General features: G+C 46.4%; 17 protein-coding genes. 4 read left to right on the top strand and 13 right to left on the bottom strand.

Features of this window, described 5'->3' with window-relative positions:
- Positions 1–112: 112 nt before the first annotated feature.
- From ACQ4M5_RS14610 to ACQ4M5_RS14595, 4 genes are all read left to right on the top strand, one after another.
- The gene (locus tag ACQ4M5_RS14610) at positions 113–313 is read left to right on the top strand and encodes a DUF751 family protein (protein ID WP_430676367.1); all 201 of its coding nucleotides are present in this window, start codon (positions 113–115) and stop codon (positions 311–313) included.
- Between the two features lie 43 nt (positions 314–356).
- Positions 357–743 carry a 30S ribosome-binding factor RbfA gene (gene rbfA / locus ACQ4M5_RS14605; protein ID WP_430676366.1) on the top strand — a complete coding sequence of 129 codons (387 nt, stop codon included), beginning with the start codon at positions 357–359 and terminating at the stop codon, positions 741–743.
- The gene (locus tag ACQ4M5_RS14600) at positions 715–2,349 is read left to right on the top strand and encodes a glycoside hydrolase family 3 protein (protein WP_430676365.1); all 1,635 of its coding nucleotides are present in this window, start codon (positions 715–717) and stop codon (positions 2,347–2,349) included. Before rbfA ends, ACQ4M5_RS14600 begins: the two co-directional genes overlap by 29 nt.
- A gap of 128 nt (positions 2,350–2,477) precedes the next feature.
- A complete protein-coding gene (locus tag ACQ4M5_RS14595; protein WP_430676364.1) occupies positions 2,478–2,954 on the top strand; it encodes a TspO/MBR family protein in 477 nt (158 codons plus the stop codon).
- A gap of 5 nt (positions 2,955–2,959) precedes the next feature.
- Here ACQ4M5_RS14595 and cpdA read toward each other — a convergent pair whose 3' ends face one another.
- The 13 genes from cpdA to ACQ4M5_RS14530 all read right to left on the bottom strand — a co-directional run bounded on the left by cpdA (position 2,960) and on the right by ACQ4M5_RS14530 (position 20,261).
- The gene (gene cpdA, locus ACQ4M5_RS14590) at positions 2,960–3,748 is read right to left on the bottom strand and encodes a 3',5'-cyclic-AMP phosphodiesterase (RefSeq protein ID WP_430676363.1); all 789 of its coding nucleotides are present in this window, start codon (positions 3,746–3,748) and stop codon (positions 2,960–2,962) included.
- Between the two features lie 103 nt (positions 3,749–3,851).
- Positions 3,852–5,144 carry an O-antigen ligase family protein gene (locus ACQ4M5_RS14585; RefSeq protein ID WP_430676362.1) on the bottom strand — a complete coding sequence of 431 codons (1,293 nt, stop codon included), beginning with the start codon at positions 5,142–5,144 and terminating at the stop codon, positions 3,852–3,854.
- On the bottom strand, positions 5,141–6,061 hold the full coding sequence (locus ACQ4M5_RS14580) for a glycosyltransferase family 2 protein (protein ID WP_430676361.1): 921 nt from the start codon (positions 6,059–6,061) through the stop codon (positions 5,141–5,143). The genes ACQ4M5_RS14585 and ACQ4M5_RS14580 overlap by 4 nt, the downstream gene beginning before the upstream one ends.
- 5 nt (positions 6,062–6,066) lie before the next feature.
- A complete protein-coding gene (locus ACQ4M5_RS14575) occupies positions 6,067–7,452 on the bottom strand; it encodes an oligosaccharide flippase family protein (RefSeq protein ID WP_430676360.1) in 1,386 nt (461 codons plus the stop codon).
- A gap of 138 nt (positions 7,453–7,590) precedes the next feature.
- Complete coding sequence (locus ACQ4M5_RS14570; RefSeq protein WP_430676359.1) at positions 7,591–9,786, bottom strand: GumC family protein; 2,196 nt, start codon at positions 9,784–9,786, stop codon at positions 7,591–7,593.
- A gap of 293 nt (positions 9,787–10,079) precedes the next feature.
- Positions 10,080–11,309 carry a glycosyltransferase family 4 protein gene (locus ACQ4M5_RS14565; RefSeq protein ID WP_430676358.1) on the bottom strand — a complete coding sequence of 410 codons (1,230 nt, stop codon included), beginning with the start codon at positions 11,307–11,309 and terminating at the stop codon, positions 10,080–10,082.
- Between the two features lie 2 nt (positions 11,310–11,311).
- Entirely contained in the window at positions 11,312–11,974 is a 663-nt protein-coding gene (locus ACQ4M5_RS14560; RefSeq protein WP_430676357.1) for a sugar transferase, read from the bottom strand.
- An 84-nt stretch (positions 11,975–12,058) separates the two neighbouring features.
- Positions 12,059–12,280 carry a hypothetical protein gene (locus ACQ4M5_RS14555; RefSeq protein ID WP_430676356.1) on the bottom strand — a complete coding sequence of 74 codons (222 nt, stop codon included), beginning with the start codon at positions 12,278–12,280 and terminating at the stop codon, positions 12,059–12,061.
- A gap of 1,300 nt (positions 12,281–13,580) precedes the next feature.
- Complete coding sequence (locus ACQ4M5_RS14550) at positions 13,581–14,357, bottom strand: WecB/TagA/CpsF family glycosyltransferase (protein WP_430676355.1); 777 nt, start codon at positions 14,355–14,357, stop codon at positions 13,581–13,583.
- Between the two features lie 356 nt (positions 14,358–14,713).
- Positions 14,714–15,694 carry a polysaccharide deacetylase family protein gene (locus ACQ4M5_RS14545; RefSeq protein WP_430676354.1) on the bottom strand — a complete coding sequence of 327 codons (981 nt, stop codon included), beginning with the start codon at positions 15,692–15,694 and terminating at the stop codon, positions 14,714–14,716.
- Positions 15,695–15,925: 231 nt separating this feature from the next.
- The gene (locus ACQ4M5_RS14540; RefSeq protein ID WP_430676353.1) at positions 15,926–17,839 is read right to left on the bottom strand and encodes a hypothetical protein; all 1,914 of its coding nucleotides are present in this window, start codon (positions 17,837–17,839) and stop codon (positions 15,926–15,928) included.
- A gap of 11 nt (positions 17,840–17,850) precedes the next feature.
- Entirely contained in the window at positions 17,851–18,888 is a 1,038-nt protein-coding gene (locus ACQ4M5_RS14535; RefSeq protein ID WP_430676352.1) for a hypothetical protein, read from the bottom strand.
- Positions 18,889–18,902: 14 nt separating this feature from the next.
- Positions 18,903–20,261 carry an NAD(P)/FAD-dependent oxidoreductase gene (locus ACQ4M5_RS14530; RefSeq protein WP_430676351.1) on the bottom strand — a complete coding sequence of 453 codons (1,359 nt, stop codon included), beginning with the start codon at positions 20,259–20,261 and terminating at the stop codon, positions 18,903–18,905.
- Between the last annotated feature and the right edge of the window lie 18 nt (positions 20,262–20,279).

The following is a 20,279-nucleotide window of genomic DNA, read 5'->3' as shown; positions in this document are numbered from 1 at the left end:
ACATTTGATCTGATCAGTTTAAGTATTACAGAAATTACAGTTTGATCAGGTTTTGTAATTGATCGGCTCCCGCTTCTCGATATGATGGAATTGAGTTTAGAAAATAACCCTTATGATTCAAGACCTTTGGAACACCGTCTCTAAATATCCCAAATTTGTCATCGGTGTCATATTAGGCGTGATTTTGAATGCGTTTGCGCCGATTGTCCCGCTGTTCAAGCGTCCCGTCACCGCGATCGCGCTTGTGGGAATTCTCCTTGGCAGCTTTGCATTTCTTTCTTTTACCTTAAGAGCAATGCTGGGCTTGAATTAGCACTTGCTAGAATGAATCATTTGTATCGATAGGAATAAATTGTATGGCGACAGATCGAAGACAAGCTCGTGTCTCAGAATCCATCCGGCGCGAAGTCAGTCTGATGTTACTCAATGGCATCAAAGACGATCGCGTTGGAACTGGAATGGTGAGCGTCACGGATGTGGATGTTTCAGGCGATTTGCAGCACGCCAAAATCTTTGTCAGCATCTACGGGGATGCCGAAGCCAAAGCCGAAACGATGGCAGGTTTGAAATCTGCAACAGGATACGTTCGGAGTGAACTCGGTCAACGGATTCGACTGCGGAGAACGCCTGAAGTGATCTTTATCGAAGATAATTCGCTGGAGCGAGGTGATAAAGTTCTAGGGTTGATTAATCGCCTCAGTCAAGAGCGTAAAGATGATGAAGACGTTTCTCCCGAATCTTGATGAGTTGACACTACAGCAGCAAGTGGCTCAAATGGTGGTTGTGAGAGCTTCGGGCTTTCTGTTCGACCACGAGATTCAGTATCCAGTCTGGGAGCCACCTGCGGCAACGTTGGAGCGTTGGATTAGGGAGTGGGGAGTGGGGGGTGTGATTCTCCTGGGTGCAAGTGCGGGAGAGATTGCGCTTAGAACTCAGCAGCTTCAATCTTGGGCAGCAGTTCCTTTATTAATTTGTGCGGATGTTGAAGAAGGAGTCGGGCAGCGATTTTCGGGAGCGACTTGGTTTCCGCCACCCATGTCGATCGCGGAAATTGCAAAACGCGATTTACCTCTCGCCTGTCACTACGCCGAACAGATGGGACGAATTACAGCCGAGGAAAGTTTAGCGATCGGCTTAAATTGGCTCTTATCTCCTACGGTCGATGTCAACAACAATCCAGACAATCCGGTGATCAACGTCCGGGCATTTGGCGAAACTCCAGAGATTGTCGGTGAACTTGCAAAAGCCTTTATTCGCGGGGCACATCAGCATTCAATTTTAACCACTGCAAAACATTTTCCCGGACACGGAGATACCGCGATCGATTCTCACCTCGAACTCCCTGTAATTCTGCACGATCGCGATCGCTTAGAACAAATCGAATTTCCCCCTTTCAAAGCTGCCATTTCCGCAGGTGTCGATGCGGTCATGAGCGCTCACCTGCAAATTCCTGCACTCGATCCGAACTATCCTGGAACATTATCACCAAAAGTTCTCACCGATGAATTGAGAACGAATCTTGGCTTTGAAGGATTAGTAACTACGGATGCTCTAGTCATGGGCGCGATCGCAAACCGCTACGGAACTGAAGAAGCTTGTGTACTAGCAATCGAAGCGGGAACCGATATTCTACTCATGCCACTGGAGCCAGAGAAAGCAATCACAGCAGTTTGCGAAGCCGTAGAAAGTGGACGAATTCAGCGCGATCGCATTCAAGCTTCAGTTGAAAGAATTTGGAGAGCAAAACAGAAAGCTTGTGCAATTACACTTCCATCCGAAGAAGGTCACGCTTGGGAAAATCCACCTGAACCCGTTTTGCAGACTGATCACTTAACTGAAAAGATTGCTCAATCGGAAACCTTATCTATCAATGTTGAATTGCTGCGTCATTCAATGAGATCGCATCATCCAAGCCCCTCTCGATTAGCTTCTTTGAATGGTGTAGGTCGCAATTTAGTGATTGTTGATAGCATTCTCGATTGTGATTTTCTTGGTCGAACTGCTCCCGCGATCGCACTTCCCACCCAGTTCGGATTTACTCAGGTCGAGATCGTCGATCGACATACTCCACACATTGATCTAAACGATCGCGCTTCGAGTCCTACTCTGTTGCAATTGTTCATTCGAGGGAATCCTTTTCGTGGCATTGCAGGATTAACTCAAGCTGCACAGGATTGGTTTACGCATTTATTGAATACCAATCAGCTTTATGCGATCGCGCTTTACGGCAGTCCTTATGTTCTCGATCGATTTCTTCCCAGTTTGCCTTCTGATGTTCCCTACGTCTTCAGCTATGGACAAATGCGAGAGGCACAAGCGATCGCATTAGAAACCCTGTTCAAAGAATAAGAGATGATCTGCCCTAGTCAATGATTTCGACTTAGCAAATGCTTAACTTTGGATAGCTCCACCTACAGGTACAAGCTGAGATTCTGCAACCTTCGCTATGGTCAAGGCGCAGAGTTAGGAATCGAGTCTTGAACGCTGGAATCGTCATTGCGATCATTACTTTTACAATTTCGCTGGGGAGTTTTCTGATTCGCCCGAAAGCAGATATTCGCTGGGTGAAACGGTTGAATTTGCCGCGCTGGTTAGCGATCGTTGAACCTTTGATCCCGGTGATTTGGACAGTGGCTTTTACTTGTGGTGCGTTTTCTGCGTGGCTTGTGTGGAAAGCAGATCCAGGCAGTCTCAAAACTTGGTTAATCATGGGCTTCTATCTGCTGGTAGAAGTTGTGACGGTCGCTTATGTTCCAGTCACACTAAGGCTTCAGAGCTTAGCCATTGGAACGGTAATTGGTGGATTTGGCGCGGTGCTGGGATATATTTTAGCGATCGCAGTGTTTCCGATCTCTCCACTAGCAGCGGTGTTATTGTTGCCGTATCTACTGTGGAGTCCGGTTGGAACATATGCAACTCGTGAACTGATTGAGTTTAATCCAGAAGCAATCTAATCCTTCTAGTATCCTGTTGCTGCTAAATCTAAAGCATGACTAAACTTCACTCGTTGTATTTGAGATGTCCAAGTTCCATTTGGATAAAGCTGGATTAATCGGAATCCAGGCTGCTCCTGTCCTAGAGCAAATTCGTCGCTTTCTTTCGCAAACTGAATACAGGTCGAAGGCGTTCCCAAAAACGTAACTGTCTTTCGCTGGTGCTGGAATTCTTGATGAATGTGTCCAAACACAACGAGTTTTACTTGCGGATAGCGATCGAGCACCTCTAACAATTCTTCTGGGTTCTGCAACGTACTGGTATCGAGCCAAGTCGAATTTACGGTGAAGGGCGGATGATGAAGCGCAACCAAAGTCGGAACATTCGGATGCTTGGATAACTGTCGATCGAGCCAGTTCAAACTCTCGATCGACAATCGCCCATGTACACAGCCTGGATCTTGAGAGTTCAAGAGCAAAAATCTCCAGCCGCCTTGCTCGAACGCTTTTTCTGGACAAAGCTGTGTTAGCGATCGCTCCATTGCTTCTATACGGTCATGATTTCCCGGCAGCCAATAGGTTGGGACTTCCAAAGGACTGAGCAGGGTTTGTAAGCGATCGTATGATTCGATCGTTCCGTCTTGTGACAAATCGCCTGTTAGCAATAACAAATCAGGCTTTGGACGAAGCTGTTGGAGTTGCTCGATTAGTGCCTTCAGCGATCGTAGTGTAGGCATTCCTAAAAGACACTGATCTGACTTGGCAAATAGATGCAAATCAGTAACTTGAGCAATCCGAAGAGGTGACGAAATCATACCCACGAGCCGTTGACACAGATAGAGCAGAACTATTTTCTTAGCTTACTTTGTGTGTTGGCTAACTGTTTGCGATCTCTTCCTGCAAATGCTGTGATCTTGATCACATACTGGTGAGCGGTTGTGGTTCGAGCCGCGTCTCTGAAGCGCTCATCACTGGAAAGGTCTGGATCAGGATTGATGTACTCATAAGCACATAGAGAAACCAGTTAATTCCATTCGGGGTAAACAGTAACGAACTCTCCGTGAGGTTGTACATGATCACATAGCAAAAAGAGATCAGCGGCAAAGTTCCGGTCGCATTTGGATTGAGTTTGTACCAAGCGATCGCTCTTTTAAAGGCAACCAATAAACTAATCGCAAAGGCGACAAATCCAACAGCTCCAAGCTCAACTAAGAGATCCAAAAATCCATTGTGACCGTGAGCAGGTTGCCAACTCATTCGGTAGAGAACTTCTAAAGAATTGCCTTGATCCGGTATCCAAAACGACTGATAGCCATAGCCAAACCACGGACGTTCCGCCCAGCGTTCTAGTGCAACTTCCCAAATCGTAGTCCGTCCCGTCAGCGTGGCATCTCGCCCCATCGAAGTCAAGATTCGCTCATAGTTATCGACCACCAACACGATCGTGGCTGCAATCGTTAAGAAACCCGCTAGGAAAGCAGGTAGCGCAAACGTTGATTTCGATCGCAGCAGTTGAAAGGCGTAGGTCAACCCCATGAGCAGAACCATCACAGACAGTCCAGTGCGAGAAGTCGAAAGGATCACCAACAGCACAGAAAGTGCTAATCCGCCGACTGTAGCGAGAGTGCGTTCCCGTTTATCAATGACGATCGAGAAGAAGATCACCGCACCTAATACCATCAATCCCGCCAAACCATTTTTGTGTAGTGTGATTCCCATCCAGGCTCCAGCGTGAGCCATTCGGTTGATCCCCTGACTGGGAAATGCCAATGTGAATAGGAAATTTGAAACTGCGAGAATTCCAAAGGTTTGTGCCAGCATGTGAAGCTGTTGCTGTAAGGGGAATCGCATCGCAAAATACAGCGAGAGTAGTGTACTAAATAGCAGTAGATTGCCGCGTCGAAAGGTAAGATCTGGAACTTCAGACCACATGACTGATGCGATCGCAATTCCCACAACGACCCACAGCATTTTTCTCTTCGCCACCACAGGCAAAAAATGTTTGATTCGCAGTGCAATTAAGCCAAAGAGAATCAGAAACAATAGATTTTGGAAGGCTGAAACGATCGGACTTGAGATGACGTTAATCTCCGGAGTCGATTCTTGGGGAAGCAGGATCGAACCGTTCATGATGTTGGTCAAACAGCCTGAAAAATAAAGCATCACGAGGAGCGCATACCCTCGTTCAAATCGATCGAGCCAAGGATTCATGGTTTGAGATAGTAGTAAAGTGCTCTGGTCTGAAGTTTGATGCGATCGAGCAGGGGCACACCCGCGCAGTATTTTTCTGGAAGGTCTTGATACTTAGGGTCGATGCCGCCTGTTTTCCAGGACAGTCCCAACCCAGTCGCGAATAATTTATCGGTGTAGCAATGAACTTCTGGAAAATTTGCTCTGAGCCAATAGCCAGTCAGGAGATGGATTCTCGCTCTCAGTTTGACTTTGGCGAGATCGTGTCTCAGCGTGAATGAATTGTTGCCATGTATTCGCTGTTGATGCAATTGAGCGGTGAGGGCAATGCCTTTAGAAAGCGCAAAACTCGCATATTGCAAATACGAATCATTCAGCGAAACGCCTTCTCCTTCGGGCATGGGAAGAATTCGCTGTAAATGCGATCGACGATAGAAGTATCCATCGGTTCCAGGCATCGGTAGCGGAATTTGCCTGAGTGTTCCTTGCTGCATTTCTTGTCGCAGATCGAACTTGTAAATCGCTTCGGGGAGCGGTGCTGGAGAGTTTTCTAAAGGTTGTCCATTTTGATCAATAAAGCTTAATTGATGATACGACCAGTTTGCCTCTGGATGATCGAGTAAGGCTTGAAGCTCGATCGAAACGCGATCGCGAACGAGCAAATCATCGGAATCGAGAAAACAAATAAAATCTCCCCCACTCGCTGCAAATCCAGCATTGAATGCGGAAGCTTGACCCCCATTTGATTGAAAGATCGGAAGAATGCGATCGCCGTATTGTTTGATTATCGATCGAGACTGATCGGTGGAGCCATCATCGACAACGATTACTTCAACCTGCGGATAGGACTGCGAAAGAGCGCTCTCGATCGCTGCTCCAAGGTAGTCCGCATAGTTATAGTTATTAATAATGATGCTAACGAGTGGGAGTTGTTCCATCTGTTCTACCCCGTCTTGAGAGCGCGAAAATGCTTGAGATAGATCATTAGGCGACTGCGGGTTTCGGGTAGTAAAAATACAAGTCCTAACACTCCAGCGACCCACCAACCCAGTTGATGACTAAACATTGCTAGTGTAAAACCTGCCCACCAGATTGCAGCAATTTGATAGTTCGGACTACCAATCAAGCGATGAATATACAAATGCGCTACTACATAGGTCACGATCGATAACACTTCCGCCCAAGCGTATCCAGAAATTCCAAGCGGGGGCACTAAGAAGAATGCGAGAATGCCAAATAGGATCACATACGCAGCATGAAACGCAGTCACTTCCCAGTTTCGCCGTAGCACATACAGAGTAGAACAATGTAAGTTAAATGCGGCATTGGTCAGATAGGTAACACCGAGCAGCGGGAAGATTGACATTGCAGGTATCCATTCCTCTCCGAACAACAGCGGAAAGACGATCGGACCGATCCAGCTTGCCAAAATTAAAATCGGTCCCAAGGCTAAGAGTTGAAGTTCCATACCTTCAGAAATCGCTTTTTTCAGTCGATTTCCGTCGCTTTGAAGTTGAGCCAGTGCCGCGATCGAGATTCGATACGTCGCTGCTTTGGCAAAGCTCAGCACATCTAACATCCGAATTGCTAGAGCAATCTGTCCGACAGCGGTTTCACCTGCGAATCGTCCCACAATCAAGGGATTGATCAAGGTCTTGAGATACCAAACCCATCCTGAAGCCGAAACGCCCAATCCATAGGACATCATTTCTTTGATTCGATGCGTGTCCCAGCACAATTTCGGACGCAATCGAGACACAGCCCAAAGCAAGATACAGGTCTGTGTCTGATGAGCGCACCATGCGATCGTAGGTGCCCAAGCTCCAAATCCCTTCAGTGCTAAAGTCAGCGAAACAATAAACAATAACAATTGTCCTAACAGTTCAACCCAAGCAACACGCTTAAATTCTAAATCGCGTTCTAACTTTGCTAGAGGGGCTTGATCAATGATGGTTAAAAATGAGAAAAAGATGAGCAGTTGAAAGATTGGTGCGAATCCATCAATGTTCAACCATGACTGAAGCAATGGAACAGAGAGCCATGCGATCGAGCCAAATACGAGACCTAAAATCAGCAAGAGTGTGAACGCCTGATGATAGTCTCTGGGCGATTGTTCTCCTTCTTGGCGAATCAGATACACTCCCACGCCTAAGTGTCCAAAAGTCTGAAGAAACTGGCTGAGCCCAAATGCAGTCGCGAACAATCCGTACTGAGTGGGTCCGATCGTTCGAGTTACGAGTAGAACATTCCCGATACTGATTAACATCCCTAGACCTTCTCGGAAGACTAGGTAGGCACTCCCACGCATCACTTTCGATCGCAAACTCATAGTTGCCCCTGCCACGACTTAGTATCAGATTATAAATGGATGAACAGAAAAGTAGTAAATAGAACAAGCTAAGTGCGAAGGTGATGAATTCAACAATCTAAATGAATTAAAGCAAAATCACCCTGCCAAATTTTCGGGTTACAGCGCTTCTGCCGCAGATGTTTCAATGTAATCATCGTGATCGTAGTAGGATTTTTGCACCTCATTTTCAGATACCGCACCATTGATCACCATACCGAGAACATTCTGCGAGGATTGCGCCAACAGTTCTTTTGCAGTGACCGCACTGACATGATCAACCACACCCGGTCGAGCTACTAGCAATACGCCATCGGCAATCTTTCCAAGCGTCAATGCTTCCGCTGCTACGATCAAGGGTGGCGCATCCACAATCACAAAGTCATACTGCTGCTCGAACGATTCGATTAGAGAAGCCATTCGCTTAGAATCTAACAGTGCTAGAGGATTCGGCGGAATGACTCCACAAGTGAGCACATCAAGATTGTCCAGAACAGGCACGATCGAGTCTCGTCCTCGATTGGATTCTACAACCATGTGGCTCAACCCAGACACATTCGTGAGATGCCAAATGTGATGCTGTGAGGGATGATGCAAGTCGGCATCAATCAACAATGTTCTGCGTCCTAAAGCTGCCATTGTTGCCGCGAGATTTGCTGCAACCGTAGACTTTCCTTCACGCGGGACAGAACTGGTGATCACAATACTCTTCAGGTTCTCATCCAGGCTCAAGAATTTAAGATTAGCTTGCAGCATTCGATATGATGCACTGACAGTCGATCGGGGTGCATCCCGTACAGGCAGCTCTGGGATCGACCATTCGAGTTTGTTCGATCGAACCATTGCAGGTTTGCCAAAGGAGGGAATTGTTCCGAGCCAAGTGTAACCAAAGAGTTCACGAGCTTCTTTGAGCGTCTTGATTGATTTATCGCGCAGTTCGAGGAAGGTGATCGTTGCGAGTGAAATCAGCACAGCAATTACCGCGCCCATGAGAATGATCAGATTGGAAGCCGATCGAGCTGGGGACTGAGGGACGGCAGCCTGTTCAATAATCCGCGCTGTACCGACATTTTGCTTCTCTGTGAGTTCAACTTCTTGCAGCTTTTTCAGCAAGGATTCGTAAGTCGATTGTGCAGCATCTAAACGTCGCTGGAGTTCTCGCTGCGATTGTTCGAGTCGCGGAACTTGACGAATTCGTTCGCGGTAAGCATTACGAGTCGTTGTCAAGGCGGATAACCGACTCGCTGTGCTGAGTCGCTGAACTTCTGCGTTGACATAATCTTTCATCAAGCCTTGTCGAATGTCTCCGGGCGACAGGTCATCGTCTGAGACTGATCCTCCCATCGTTTGAGCAATTCGCGTTTCAAGCAATCTTTGGAGCGTAGCAACTCGGTCTTCGAGATTCACGATCGCGGGATGATCGTCAGTAAATCGAGTGCGTTCGAGTTCTAGCTGGGTCTGTCCTTCCTGAAACTGCTTGGACAATTGCTGAACTTCATCATCCTGGCTCAGCGCATTGATGTCGATCGCACGTTCGGCGCTCATATTTAATGTGCTTGCCAAGGTGCTATACCGTGTATTCAGTTCGCTCAAGTCTGTGTTCGCTGCGGCAATTTGCTTTTCGATTTCCCCGATCGTCTCAGTCAGTCGATCTTCTTCACCTTTGATATCCGCAATTCCATTGTTCTCCTTGAACTGTCGGAGAGCCGTTTCTGCTTGGCTAACCGTTTCTTCGGTTTTGGGAAGTTGCTCTGCGATGAATTTTCGGGCGGCTGCCGCTTCAGAACGATTCGCGAGCACATTGCTCGCGAGGTATGCACTCAGCACTTGATTGAGCACTGCTGCCGCAATTTCGGGATTCTGATTTTCGTAGGTGATTTCGAGGACATCAGTTCCTGAGATATCTTTAACTTTAATTGTTCGAGCTAAGGCATCAGGATTAAGCGGCTTACCGGACTCATCCATCAGGTTAAGCGCATCGATCGCTTTCTGTAAAATCGGTCGCGATAGTAACGTTTGTGCTTCAGTTCGGACGGGATTGCTCTGCATTGTCAAGTTCGAGATGCGTCCAGCGGATTCGCCCCCCAATCCAGTCAGTGAGGGAATGCTGTTCGATCTTAGTAGGATCTTACCATCTGCAACATAAGTAGGTTTTTGCAGGGAAGCCATCACACTCGAAGCTGCTAACGCGATCACAAAAATCACAGCAGTGGGTTTCCAGCGGCGTTTTGCAATTAGCCAGTAATTTTGAAAATCAATCTGCTCTAGGGCGTTGAGAGACATCGCACCAGAGTCACTATTGTTCTTGGATCTCATTGCTTGGATCGGATGAAGTTGAACAATTCTCTAAACCATTCCAGGACAGTTCCTGATGGTATCTACAACCCTGTTATTGAATGATCGCTCGGTACAGAGTCGCGATCTATTTTGTGCAACCTAAGCTTACATCATCTGAATCCAGATTTAACATCGTTGTGATGGTTAAAGTGGCACAGTTGACATTTGCTTTATGTTGCTTTTGCTACCTAGAATTTGTTCAGAATGAGGCTGTCTGATGTGGATTATCTTAGATTGCGGTCTCAATCATGCCTGTGACAATTGTGCGAAAGTTAAGTATACGATCGCGCTTGCGATAAAACGACTCGCTTATGCGATCGCACTTCCCATCGTGTCATCATTTCTCGGTAGACTTGGCTAATGATGACTCGCGCTGCATAGGGCTGAACCACGCGAACACAAGCTTCTGAAGGAAAGTCATCAGGATTGAATAAGACTCGATCGAGAGCATTCGCGATCGTGCTTGGAGTCCGATCAGCGCAAACAATTCCGCTTTGGGAAGACAACAATCTGGGGGTATCTCCACAATCGGTAGTGACGATCGGCGTTCCTGATCCTAATGCTTCGAGCACAGAAACAGGTAATCCTTCAAATCGACTGCTCAAGACAAAGACATTGGCAATCTGGTAAAGATGTGCCATTTCGGACTGGGTTTGAGCACCCAACAAGGTAATGCGATCGCGAATGTTCAACCGAGTTGCTTCAGCTTGAATTTCGGGCGCTAACTCGCCATCGCCTGCAATCAATAGATGAGCGTTTGGATGAGTCAGAGCCGCGATCGCTTGAATCAGTAACACCGGATCTTTCTGAGGTTGAAGTCTTCCAGCAAATAGGATGAACTGTGTATTTTCTGAAAGTCCGAGTGTTTGAGCAAACAATCGACGTTGAATGATCCGATCAGAGGAAGGCTGGAACACCTCATCATCGAATGAATTGTTGATGTATGAAATGCGATCGCTTAACTCTGGATAGCGCTCTCGATAGAGTTCTAATGATCCTGTGTGACAGGACAGGACGTGATCGAACTGTGTCACTAGAGAGCGTTCTAACATCGAATAAACAGCGGGAAAATTGCGCCAAAGGCTTGCTCGTTTATCTGTCTTGGCAGTTTGTTGGCGAATGTCATTGTGAACAAACAATGTTTTCTCACCCCGCCACGATCGAGTTGCTAAAGCTGGCTCGATCCGGTGAAAGTGCATAAAGTCCGACTCCAGACAAGCTCGGAACAATGCCGCAGTGTACCCAACTGAAATGGGAATGCGTTTACGATGATTGTCGCCTTGCAGCGTGAACAGCGGCATGAATTGAATCATTTTGCCTGCATATTCGCGCTCCTGCCATTGAAGCGGCTTTTCTGAAGGATCAGCACCCGTACCGACAAAGCGAATCTCAAACTCATCAGGCGCATATTTTACAAACGATCGAATAATCGTCTGGATGCCGCCAATGCTACTCCGCCAAGGATTGAACTGATAGAAAATCGTTAGAACAGGTTTTCGCATTGTTAGTATGCTCCCCGTCGAGCGAAGACTACTTGGAGCGTTTTGACGATCAGCAATAGATCATAGGACACACTCCAGCGCTCTTGATACCGGAGATCAAGATTCACAACTTGCTCAAAATCCTTGATTTCAGATCGTCCGTTCACCTGCCATTCTCCAGTCAGTCCAGGCTTCACTTCCAATCGTTTCCAATGTCGATCGTTGTAATGTTCGACTTCATCTAGTGTGGGGGGACGAGTCCCAACTAGGCTCATATCTCCGACTAGAACATTCCAGAACTGGGGTAGTTCATCTAAGCTAGTCCGACGTAAGAACTGTCCAATTTTAGTAATTCGGGGATCATTGGTGTTCTTGAACAAAAGCTTACTTCCTTCGTTTTTCACCAGCGATTTTAATTGTTCGGCATCATTCACCATCGATCGGAACTTTCGCAACTGGAACGTTCGTCCTCTCAGTCCACAGCGCGTTTGGATGTAAAACACGGGACCTGGACTATCCAGCTTGATTGCAATGACGATCGGGAGAAACACAACGGCTAAAAATAAGAGACCTACCAAGCTTCCTGCAATATCAATGCTGCGTTTAAGCAAAGATTGAGTCGAAGGATGGATGGGTTGCTCGATCGAGAGTCGGAACGTTTGTAACTTTGCTTCGGGGTAATTCATCACTGCCTCTCCTACTTCAACGGGTCAGCCCATCACAAGCAATTGAAATGAGAACCTTTGGTTGCAATGGGCTGGTTCTGCGGACTATGCGGCATAGCTGGAGATGCGATCGGATACGGGAATGGTTTGGATCTGAGTTCGGATGTAACTCGCGCCCTGAGTCAAACACGTCGGACAGAGATCGCCTTGCGCTTCGTCGTCAATGTAGAGAACGACTCTTGCCAGATTCGGTTGAAAGAGTTGAGAACAGATCACGCAGGATTGTGCTACGGACTGGGAACACACATGTTCGATTTGCAGTTGCATAAGAAAGGTGACAAGTCATTGAGAGAGTTGCTGGGGTAGGAGCGTTTCAAGCCTGAACTCACTGTAAAAATCACGATATGGAAATCACGGAACATTGCTGTTACCGAAGAGATCGGAACCGTTGAATTACTCAGAAATGAGCAAGACTGTTAGGCTGTTGACCCTCTCCAGATGAGTGATTTTACGGTAGAGCTGGTCGAAAGCAAGTTTTCGCAAATTTGTCCAGTGGAATAATGCGGAAGATTTGCGTTTACCCTTCATGTTTATCATAACCATTCATATAGGGCAATACTTTGGATAGCGAATTTATAATCAAAATAGAAATTTGTTGAATCGGGCAAAATTTCATGAAGTCGAATGGTGGAATGAATAGATAAAAGCGATTGCATCATTGATGACTGCTCATTTCAAGAGTGATACTGAGTGACATCAAACGATCGAGCTACAAAAGACCAGCATGATTGAGATAGATTAAATTTTGGTTGGTATTGTCCGGATGAGTGAAACTTCGATTGAATGTGCTTTTTCGTCTCGTAGTGTGGGGATCGCGCCCCTGAAATCGCTAGGGTTTAGGCAATGTTGAACTGTGAAATAGTGCGCCCTTTATTCAAGCTGCAATTGCTACAAGGTCGAATGAAGAACACTATTTAGTCATGTTCAAATAACGTTCTGATGCAAAATCTTCGCCTTTCGTTTTGGTTTGTAGATCTTCGTGAATTAGTCCGTTGGGCTAAGCACGAGTCAGCATAGCCGTACTTACTTCAGTTAGGACACTTCTAGAAAGCCCTCCAGCCGCCAAGTTTCTACTGTGTATACACAAGTCGTTCTTGCTGCGGTTGAATCGGCTTCAGCCCCCTAAATCCCCCAAATTTGGGGGACTTTGAAGATAGAAAACGCTTTGGAACTCTAGAAATTTCTCTGGCTCAAAGTCCCCCAGAATGGGGGATTTAGGGGGCACGATCTGATCACAATGAAGTGCAAGAGACTTCTGTATACACAGTAGCTCCCAAGTTTGGGGAAGCAAGCGTCTTAAGCTCCCAGAATTGGGGGTTTGGGGGCGACTCCGAGGATGTCCTAATCTAAACTTCTACTGCTATATTCTTGGAAGCTGCGATCGAACAAATTCATGATCGCTCGATAGATGTTCAAGCTATCTCACAATCTCTATTCTTGCGATCGCGAACTTGATCGCCAATCGAGATGCCATTTTAGTCGATCGAGCCGATGATGTGAGAGTCAGCAATAACACTGCACCTGGGTCGCAGGTTCAGCTTCATCCTGGGGTGATTGTCTATAACAATTAGCTCTCTGGAATATCCTGTGAAGGGCTGAGCAATTGTTTGATCGCCAACCACACAAAGATCGGAATCGTATCAAAGTAGCGCCCCCACAACCGTCGAGGCTCTTGTGCTAATCGATAGAGCCATTCCAGTCCTATCGATCGCATCATTCGAGGAGCACGTTTGTGAACTCCCGCATAGACCGGAAAGGCTCCGCCTAATCCAATCATCACCGCATGAATGCGATCGCGGTGTTGAGCAATCCAAGTCTCTTGCTTCGGACAGCCCAGAGCAACCAGAACCAGTCCGGCACCGCTTTCGTTGATCCGTTGCACCAAAGCTTCATCTTCATCACCCGTGAGAGGACGAAACGGCAGAGGTTCAATTCCAGCAATCTTTAGGTTCGGAAACTCGTGAGCTAGTCTTTGCTTCATTTGATTGAGAATGGAGTCATGGCATCCGAGAAAAAAGATGCTGACATCTTGTTGAGGAGCTTGCTCACATAGTGCGACCAAAATATCTAGTCCAGCAATGCGATCTTGGTTTGCAACTCCCAAGCAGCGGAGCATCCACACCAAAGGCATCCCATCGGGTGTGACAATATCAGACTGTCGGAGAACAGTAGCAAACCCCGCATTGCGATACGCCTCAACTAGCATGTGAACATTCGCAACACAGACTGTTTTACTGAGACGCTGTTGTGCCCAAGTCAACATCAGCGAAATTTGCACGTCAAAAGGCAGCGCCGTGACGGGACAACCAATCACGCGCCGGATCGGAGGACTTTCATTCTGCATGATTTACGAGTATCTATTCAGTGTCTGAATTGTTCTGGTATCAGCACGATCGCGCTTAAGCTAGAGCAGGATTCTACTCTGTGATAGAAACTGCTGTAAGAAGCGCTGTTCCATTGGTGACGAACCACGCGAGACTTCGCGCAGACTCTGGACGATTGCTATGGCTCAGTCAATTTAAAAAAACCTAGTATTGTTCTGATGTGAACAGCGTAGCCAAACGAGAAACAGAAACCAGAGTGAAAGTTCTACTCATTACCCATACAGCACAATTGATCATGCTGTTTTTCTCTAGTCATTACAAAGACTATCACGATCGCAATAATCGAAAACAGTTATGTCCGGAAAATAGAGTGCTATTAAAGTGCGATCGCACTAGGGTGCACCAATGGCATCTTATCGACTCGTGCCACTTGATGAGCATGTTGCGAGATGGTGAGCACAGTATAGTTATCGGTTAAAACAGCGATGATCTTGCTCATCATAGCTACCTTTCTGTAGCTCGGTAGGTTCATGGCAGGGAAGAAAGCGAGTTCTGGCAAGTCATCGCAACCCATAAAATCTAAGGGATGTAGCAGAATCGAGGGTTGGACTCGGAACAATCGACAAAGCGCGATCGCAGTTCGGAAGTACAACATTGCTAACATCGGCGAAAACACACCGAGATAGAGAATGTAGCTGGCATGGATTGGAATTTTGAACACAGGCATGGTCGTGACGGGGAGTTCGACTAAGTTCCCAGAATCCAATCGCAATCGGTACGGCTTCAGAGGGCGAAATCCATCCTTGAAGCGACCAAATAGCGCTTTGCGTTGTTCGAGTTCTTCTTTGCTGAGCTTGCTGGTCATGAAGTAGTAAGCACGAGCCAACGGACCTAAGAAGGTCGGGAATGTGGAAGCATCGCAGAGATAACCTCGTCTTGCAAGCACTTTGAGAACAGATCGAGACAAGCTAAATCCAGGACCTCGGAAACAGACGGGGCGAACTCCGGTTGCTTTTTCGATGTATTTTTCTGCGATCGCTAATTCGGTATCAATCTCTTCCTCGGAGTACAAGTGCAGCCAAGGTTCGTGTAGAAAAGAATGATTGCCAACTTCATGTCCAGCATCCGCGATCGATTTCAGGACTGCTTTGTTTTTATCTAAAGCTGCATCTTGTCCCACAATAAAAAACGTGATTCTGAGGTCGCGCTCTTTCAGAAAGTTCAACACACGCGGGATCAATACATTGAGATAAGACGGGAAGAGTTCCCAGCCTTCATCTCCGTGGGTTTTCATGTATGACCATTGATTGTCGAGATCCAGCGATAAGCTTGCAATGGGTTTCTTACGATGTTTCATGATTGTGATTAGTTGAGAGTTGCAGCAAGGTGGCGCATCTTTGCAGTGGTACGCCAGTAGATGTCCTCCATCAGCAAATGAGCGAATTCGCCGTTTCGCCCGATGCTATGCCAGTCGGAGATGAAAGCCATCTCCACAGCCAACATCAATGATTCGAGCATCTGCACCTAAGCCTTTACAGGCAGACAATAAGCGCTTTGCAAGGTAATCAGAAAGATTGTTCATAAGCTGTTATTTGATCGAGGTGAATGAGCGGAGCGGAAAACTGAAAGGCTTTGCAAACCCAGACTGAGAACATAGAAGCGCAGACAATAAAATACTGGAAATTGCACTAAGCCAAACGCCGATCTGCTCTTGGAGTAAGGGTTTTAGTTCAACCGCGATCGCTAAATTTCCTGCGGGTACTTTGATTTGTAACAGTCCTTCGGGCGAAGCTTGAACAGGAAGAGTCGAACTGTCGATCGTGGCTGTCCAACCTGGATAGTAGACCTGTTTGAGGGTTAACCATTGCTCGGTGTTCAGATTTGTCTGTAGACCGAGTTTTCGAGGTTGCCACTGCAAGATTTTGACTTGATCCTGAGCTTCGATCGTGAAGTTAGAACCAAACTTCTCAGCGGTAAATTCTCTCAGAGCTTCGGTCGTATAAAGCGAAGGGGGAATCCATTTCGGACGATGAAGAACTGCATCTCTTTGGATTTCAAGTTCTGCGTCTAGTCCCGTCACCGGATATAAGCTTCGCTTCATTAGCAAACCACTGGAAAGCATCAGCGCGATCGCGAGTAGAACAGTGATTGCGATGACTCGATGATTTATGAGCCGGACTGAGTATAAAACAAATGAAACCGCGATCGCGATCCCCATAACTGAAAGAGTTAACCAGGCTTTATTGGGAACTGTCCAAGTCAGCCAAGCATCTCGAACAGGTAACAATAGTAACATTGCTAGTCCAGTTCCCAGTACAAGCAGGACACCGGAGGTCAGGAAGAATTTTTGAGTGAATCGAATGGGTTGCACTGCAAACGCAACTAACGCGGTTAGCGCCAGGGTCAATACCAAATTAAATCTAGAAGGTAGCTCGATCGTTTGTAAAGGCTGTAAAACTTGCCAAACTGGATTACTAATCGAGAACATCATGGCTCCAGAGGAAAGCGCGATCGCAATCCAAAACAGGCTTAACTTCTGCGGAGTCGTTCTTCGTCCGATCAGAAAGCTCAGAACTGCCAGAACAATCGTGAGAACTGTAGAAATCTCAAGAAAGGCAATGTAAGTTCCGAGATTTTCACGAAACACACCTGAGAATAAGAAGTTATCTTCGTAGTGAAAAAATTTGTACTGTGTTGGATCAGCTTTGAGCACAATAAATTCTTTAGTGGTCATTGCTGGAAACCAATAGATTGCTGCAAGTCCTACTGCAAGTAGAAACGCCAAACTATAAGCGATCGCATTTCTCCATCTTCTCTTTCTATCCGAGAACCACAATACATAGAGCAATGGAACAGGCGTAAAAATCAGAAAGCTTGGAAGATGCGTCATGATCAGGAACGTTTGCGCGATCGCAATTCCCACAATAGATCTAACAGGTCTAACGGCTTGAATGGCTTTCTTCCGACCTTCGATCAATTGCTGAGTAAAATACAGAATCAATGGAAACCAAACAAAGCTCCAAAATTCTGCATAAGCAAATCGAGCATAAAGATCGATCGCTAAATGGTACGGTGCAACTAGATAGAAGAGCGACGCGAACAAGGCAGCAGTTGGAGAAACGATCGATCGCAGCCACAGGTAAGCAGTGATCCCCGAAGCGATTAATGCGAGTGCTGCTCCAAGACTCAATTGATGCCATCCGTAAGGATCAGGAATCCACACCAACAGACGCATTAAGCTCGTGAAATAGTAGGGCATGGGACTATAGAAAAAGAAAGTCGGGCTTCCCATCCCTGCATTCATCTTTAAGAGCCAGCGGGGGTACAAATCTCCTGCCCAGAACTGATCCGAAAATTGTTTCGCCCAGCGCAAGTGATAGTCCGGCAAATCATGAGCATCATACACACCATACGCAAACATTGGGATCATCACCAAAACGGCAACAATCGCGATCGCAAAAAGATGAATCCGAGTCATAGAGTTCGATCGAGTGGTGAGCATTGCTATTTTCCTCAGTTCATCTGTTGCCAAAATTTGAGCCAACCCCGTCTCACACTGGGACGCAGCCAAGTCACTGTATTAATCGACTCTTGGCGGAAGCACTGAAAATCAGCGTGATGAGAAGGATGATTCGAGATTTTCAAAGCTTGAAGAGCGTTGCTTGCCCAAGCATTTGCGTATTCAGTGTCATTCGCTGCATAGAACAATGCACTCCGATAAGCTAGGAGTGCTCGACGATAGTTATTATTCCAATGTTTTAAATATGACAGTGCAGTGAGAATACGATCGCGCTTTCTGACTTTCGGATAGATTCCTTGGAATGGCGGGATTTGATTTAGTAAAAGCTCTGCGTTGCCTTGCTCTAGCGCTTTCGCGATTTTTACACGAATAAAGTCTTTTTGTGCTCCCCAATAGTGTTGAATCACATCCGGGCAAGTCGAGATAACAGTCTTTTGTGCGAGTGCGGCTCCGACTGCGAACTGCTCGATGTTGAACACGGGAAAAATCTCATACAGTCGATCGAGAATTTCAAATGCTTCTTCTAACAATGCGCGGTTACTGGGATGAACACCAATCACGCCAGAGTTATACATGGGAGATCCAGGTACAACAGCAATTTCGTCAATCTTAATTTGCTTCTCTAAAATTGGCTTCCATCCGGGTTCTGGTGATTCGAGCAGTGTGGATTCGTACTGGTGCATCAACGATCGAGTGCGTGAAATACGATCGAACAATTTTGCTGGATGATCCGTGAAAAAAGTATCCGTATCTAGCAAGATCACCGGACATTGGTAATGATCGATCGCTTTCAACGCTGCACCAATCTTTGCACGAAATGGATAAGTGCGATCGCGTGTCCAAGTGGCGAATTCTTTGGGAGAAAACACAAGTCTTTCGATCGGCAAATCGATCTGATCAGAATCACAGATCAATCGAACTACAATTTCGTCCTGGTTTTGGAGAAATCGCATTGCTGAAACAATACTAAATTGAAGCTCTTGAAGATATTCTCGATCGTTGCCGTACAAGAAATAGGCTAAGACTTTCATGTGTTTCTCCCCGATCACACATTGACCAGATTCGAGTTCCGCGATCGCGTCATCAATTCCGCTGCCGATCGCTCTGCTAACAACACGGTTTCATTCACGTTCAATGTTCCATTTGGAATATGAGCTGAATTGATGATATGAACTCCTGGAATTGAGGTGTGCATCGACGGTAACTTTTCGGAATAGTTCAAAGTCGAAATCGCGAACACCTGTCGCACTCGTGACACTCGGAATGCAAGAACATCACTCCGATCGAACTTCGGATACATCAATACTAGAGTTTGAAGGAACTCTTCTTTGATTTGTTCATCGGTCATCTGAAACGCCGAATCATGCGTAGACACATACTTTGGCAGATAAACCAGCGATCGCTGATCAAACTCTGATTGATCTACCAATGCCGACATTTCAATCACGCCTGTAAACGGAATCCAAGTATCCGTAATGTTCGTCACATAGTAGTCTGCTAAAGGCTTTTTCAGGAGCAACGAGGCACAAATGATGCCTTGATACTCAATATCACAATGTCGATCGTATTCCGATTGAGTCAATCCTTGACACACTTGAGCCGCGATCGGAGATGCCATTGTTAACACCACTTGATCAAAGTACTCGATGTGTCCATTGGTGAACTCAAGCTTGACTTTGTTATTTCTTTGACTGACTTGGCTCACTCGGTGTCCGACTTTCATCTCGACATTGTGTTCAGATAACATCTCAACAAAGCGAGACAACAATCGCGCATACCCACCCGGAAGATACCCGAACATCTCTTTTTTCAAGCCCGTTCGCCGCGCCGCATACATTCGAGCAATAATCGCCCAGATGAATGAAGCAGAAGCAATCCGATAGTTCTCACCGAGCTTCGATCGCAGTAAGGGCAACCAAATTTTTTCAAAAGTTCGATCGCCCGATAGCTTTCTCAACCAAGTAGACACCGAAATTTGTTCAAGCTTGCGCCAGTTTTTCACTTTCGAGGCATACCAGATCGTGAAACCTAACCGCAGCTTATCAATCGATCCCAATGCTGGAAATCTGAGAAATTCCAAAGTATTAGACATCGAATACAGCTTGCCATCCGTGAAGAACCCCGTCTTAGTTTCCACCCACTTCATATCCTGGTCTAAGCCCATTTCAGTGAGCAGCGATCGGAGATGAGTATCAGACAGCAACGTAACGTGATAGTGCCGATCCCAAAGAATATTTCCCAGTCTCCAAGCACTCGCCAGCCCACCAAATTGATGAGCGCTTTCAAACAATGTCACTGAGTTACCTTGCTGAGCGAGCCTGAGCGCCAGTGTCATTCCAAGAATTCCACCGCCAACAATGGCATAGCGTTGAGTTGATCCTGCTGTGGAGTGTTTTACTAACATAACAATAGGTGAATAAAA

It is taken from the genome of Leptolyngbya sp. AN10 (assembly GCF_050565645.1).
Classification (GTDB): domain Bacteria; phylum Cyanobacteriota; class Cyanobacteriia; order Leptolyngbyales; family Leptolyngbyaceae; genus Leptolyngbya.
The sequence above is the reverse complement of the archived record's forward strand: the minus strand, read 5'-3'. Positions and strand labels throughout refer to the sequence as shown.

Coding starts and splice junctions, on each gene's coding strand:
- ACQ4M5_RS14610 (WP_430676367.1), top strand. CDS start 113: ATGATTCAAGACCTTTGGAACACCGTCTCTAAATATCCCAAATTTGTC.
- rbfA (WP_430676366.1), top strand. CDS start 357: ATGGCGACAGATCGAAGACAAGCTCGTGTCTCAGAATCCATCCGGCGC.
- ACQ4M5_RS14600 (WP_430676365.1), top strand. CDS start 715: ATGATGAAGACGTTTCTCCCGAATCTTGATGAGTTGACACTACAGCAG.
- cpdA (WP_430676363.1), bottom strand. CDS start 3,748: ATGATTTCGTCACCTCTTCGGATTGCTCAAGTTACTGATTTGCATCTA.
- ACQ4M5_RS14585 (WP_430676362.1), bottom strand. CDS start 5,144: ATGAATCCTTGGCTCGATCGATTTGAACGAGGGTATGCGCTCCTCGTG.
- ACQ4M5_RS14580 (WP_430676361.1), bottom strand. CDS start 6,061: ATGGAACAACTCCCACTCGTTAGCATCATTATTAATAACTATAACTAT.
- ACQ4M5_RS14575 (WP_430676360.1), bottom strand. CDS start 7,452: ATGAGTTTGCGATCGAAAGTGATGCGTGGGAGTGCCTACCTAGTCTTC.
- ACQ4M5_RS14570 (WP_430676359.1), bottom strand. CDS start 9,786: ATGAGATCCAAGAACAATAGTGACTCTGGTGCGATGTCTCTCAACGCC.
- ACQ4M5_RS14565 (WP_430676358.1), bottom strand. CDS start 11,309: ATGCGAAAACCTGTTCTAACGATTTTCTATCAGTTCAATCCTTGGCGG.
- ACQ4M5_RS14560 (WP_430676357.1), bottom strand. CDS start 11,974: ATGAATTACCCCGAAGCAAAGTTACAAACGTTCCGACTCTCGATCGAG.
- ACQ4M5_RS14555 (WP_430676356.1), bottom strand. CDS start 12,280: ATGCAACTGCAAATCGAACATGTGTGTTCCCAGTCCGTAGCACAATCC.
- ACQ4M5_RS14550 (WP_430676355.1), bottom strand. CDS start 14,357: ATGCAGAATGAAAGTCCTCCGATCCGGCGCGTGATTGGTTGTCCCGTC.
- ACQ4M5_RS14545 (WP_430676354.1), bottom strand. CDS start 15,694: ATGAAACATCGTAAGAAACCCATTGCAAGCTTATCGCTGGATCTCGAC.
- ACQ4M5_RS14540 (WP_430676353.1), bottom strand. CDS start 17,839: ATGCTCACCACTCGATCGAACTCTATGACTCGGATTCATCTTTTTGCG.
- ACQ4M5_RS14535 (WP_430676352.1), bottom strand. CDS start 18,888: ATGAAAGTCTTAGCCTATTTCTTGTACGGCAACGATCGAGAATATCTT.
- ACQ4M5_RS14530 (WP_430676351.1), bottom strand. CDS start 20,261: ATGTTAGTAAAACACTCCACAGCAGGATCAACTCAACGCTATGCCATT.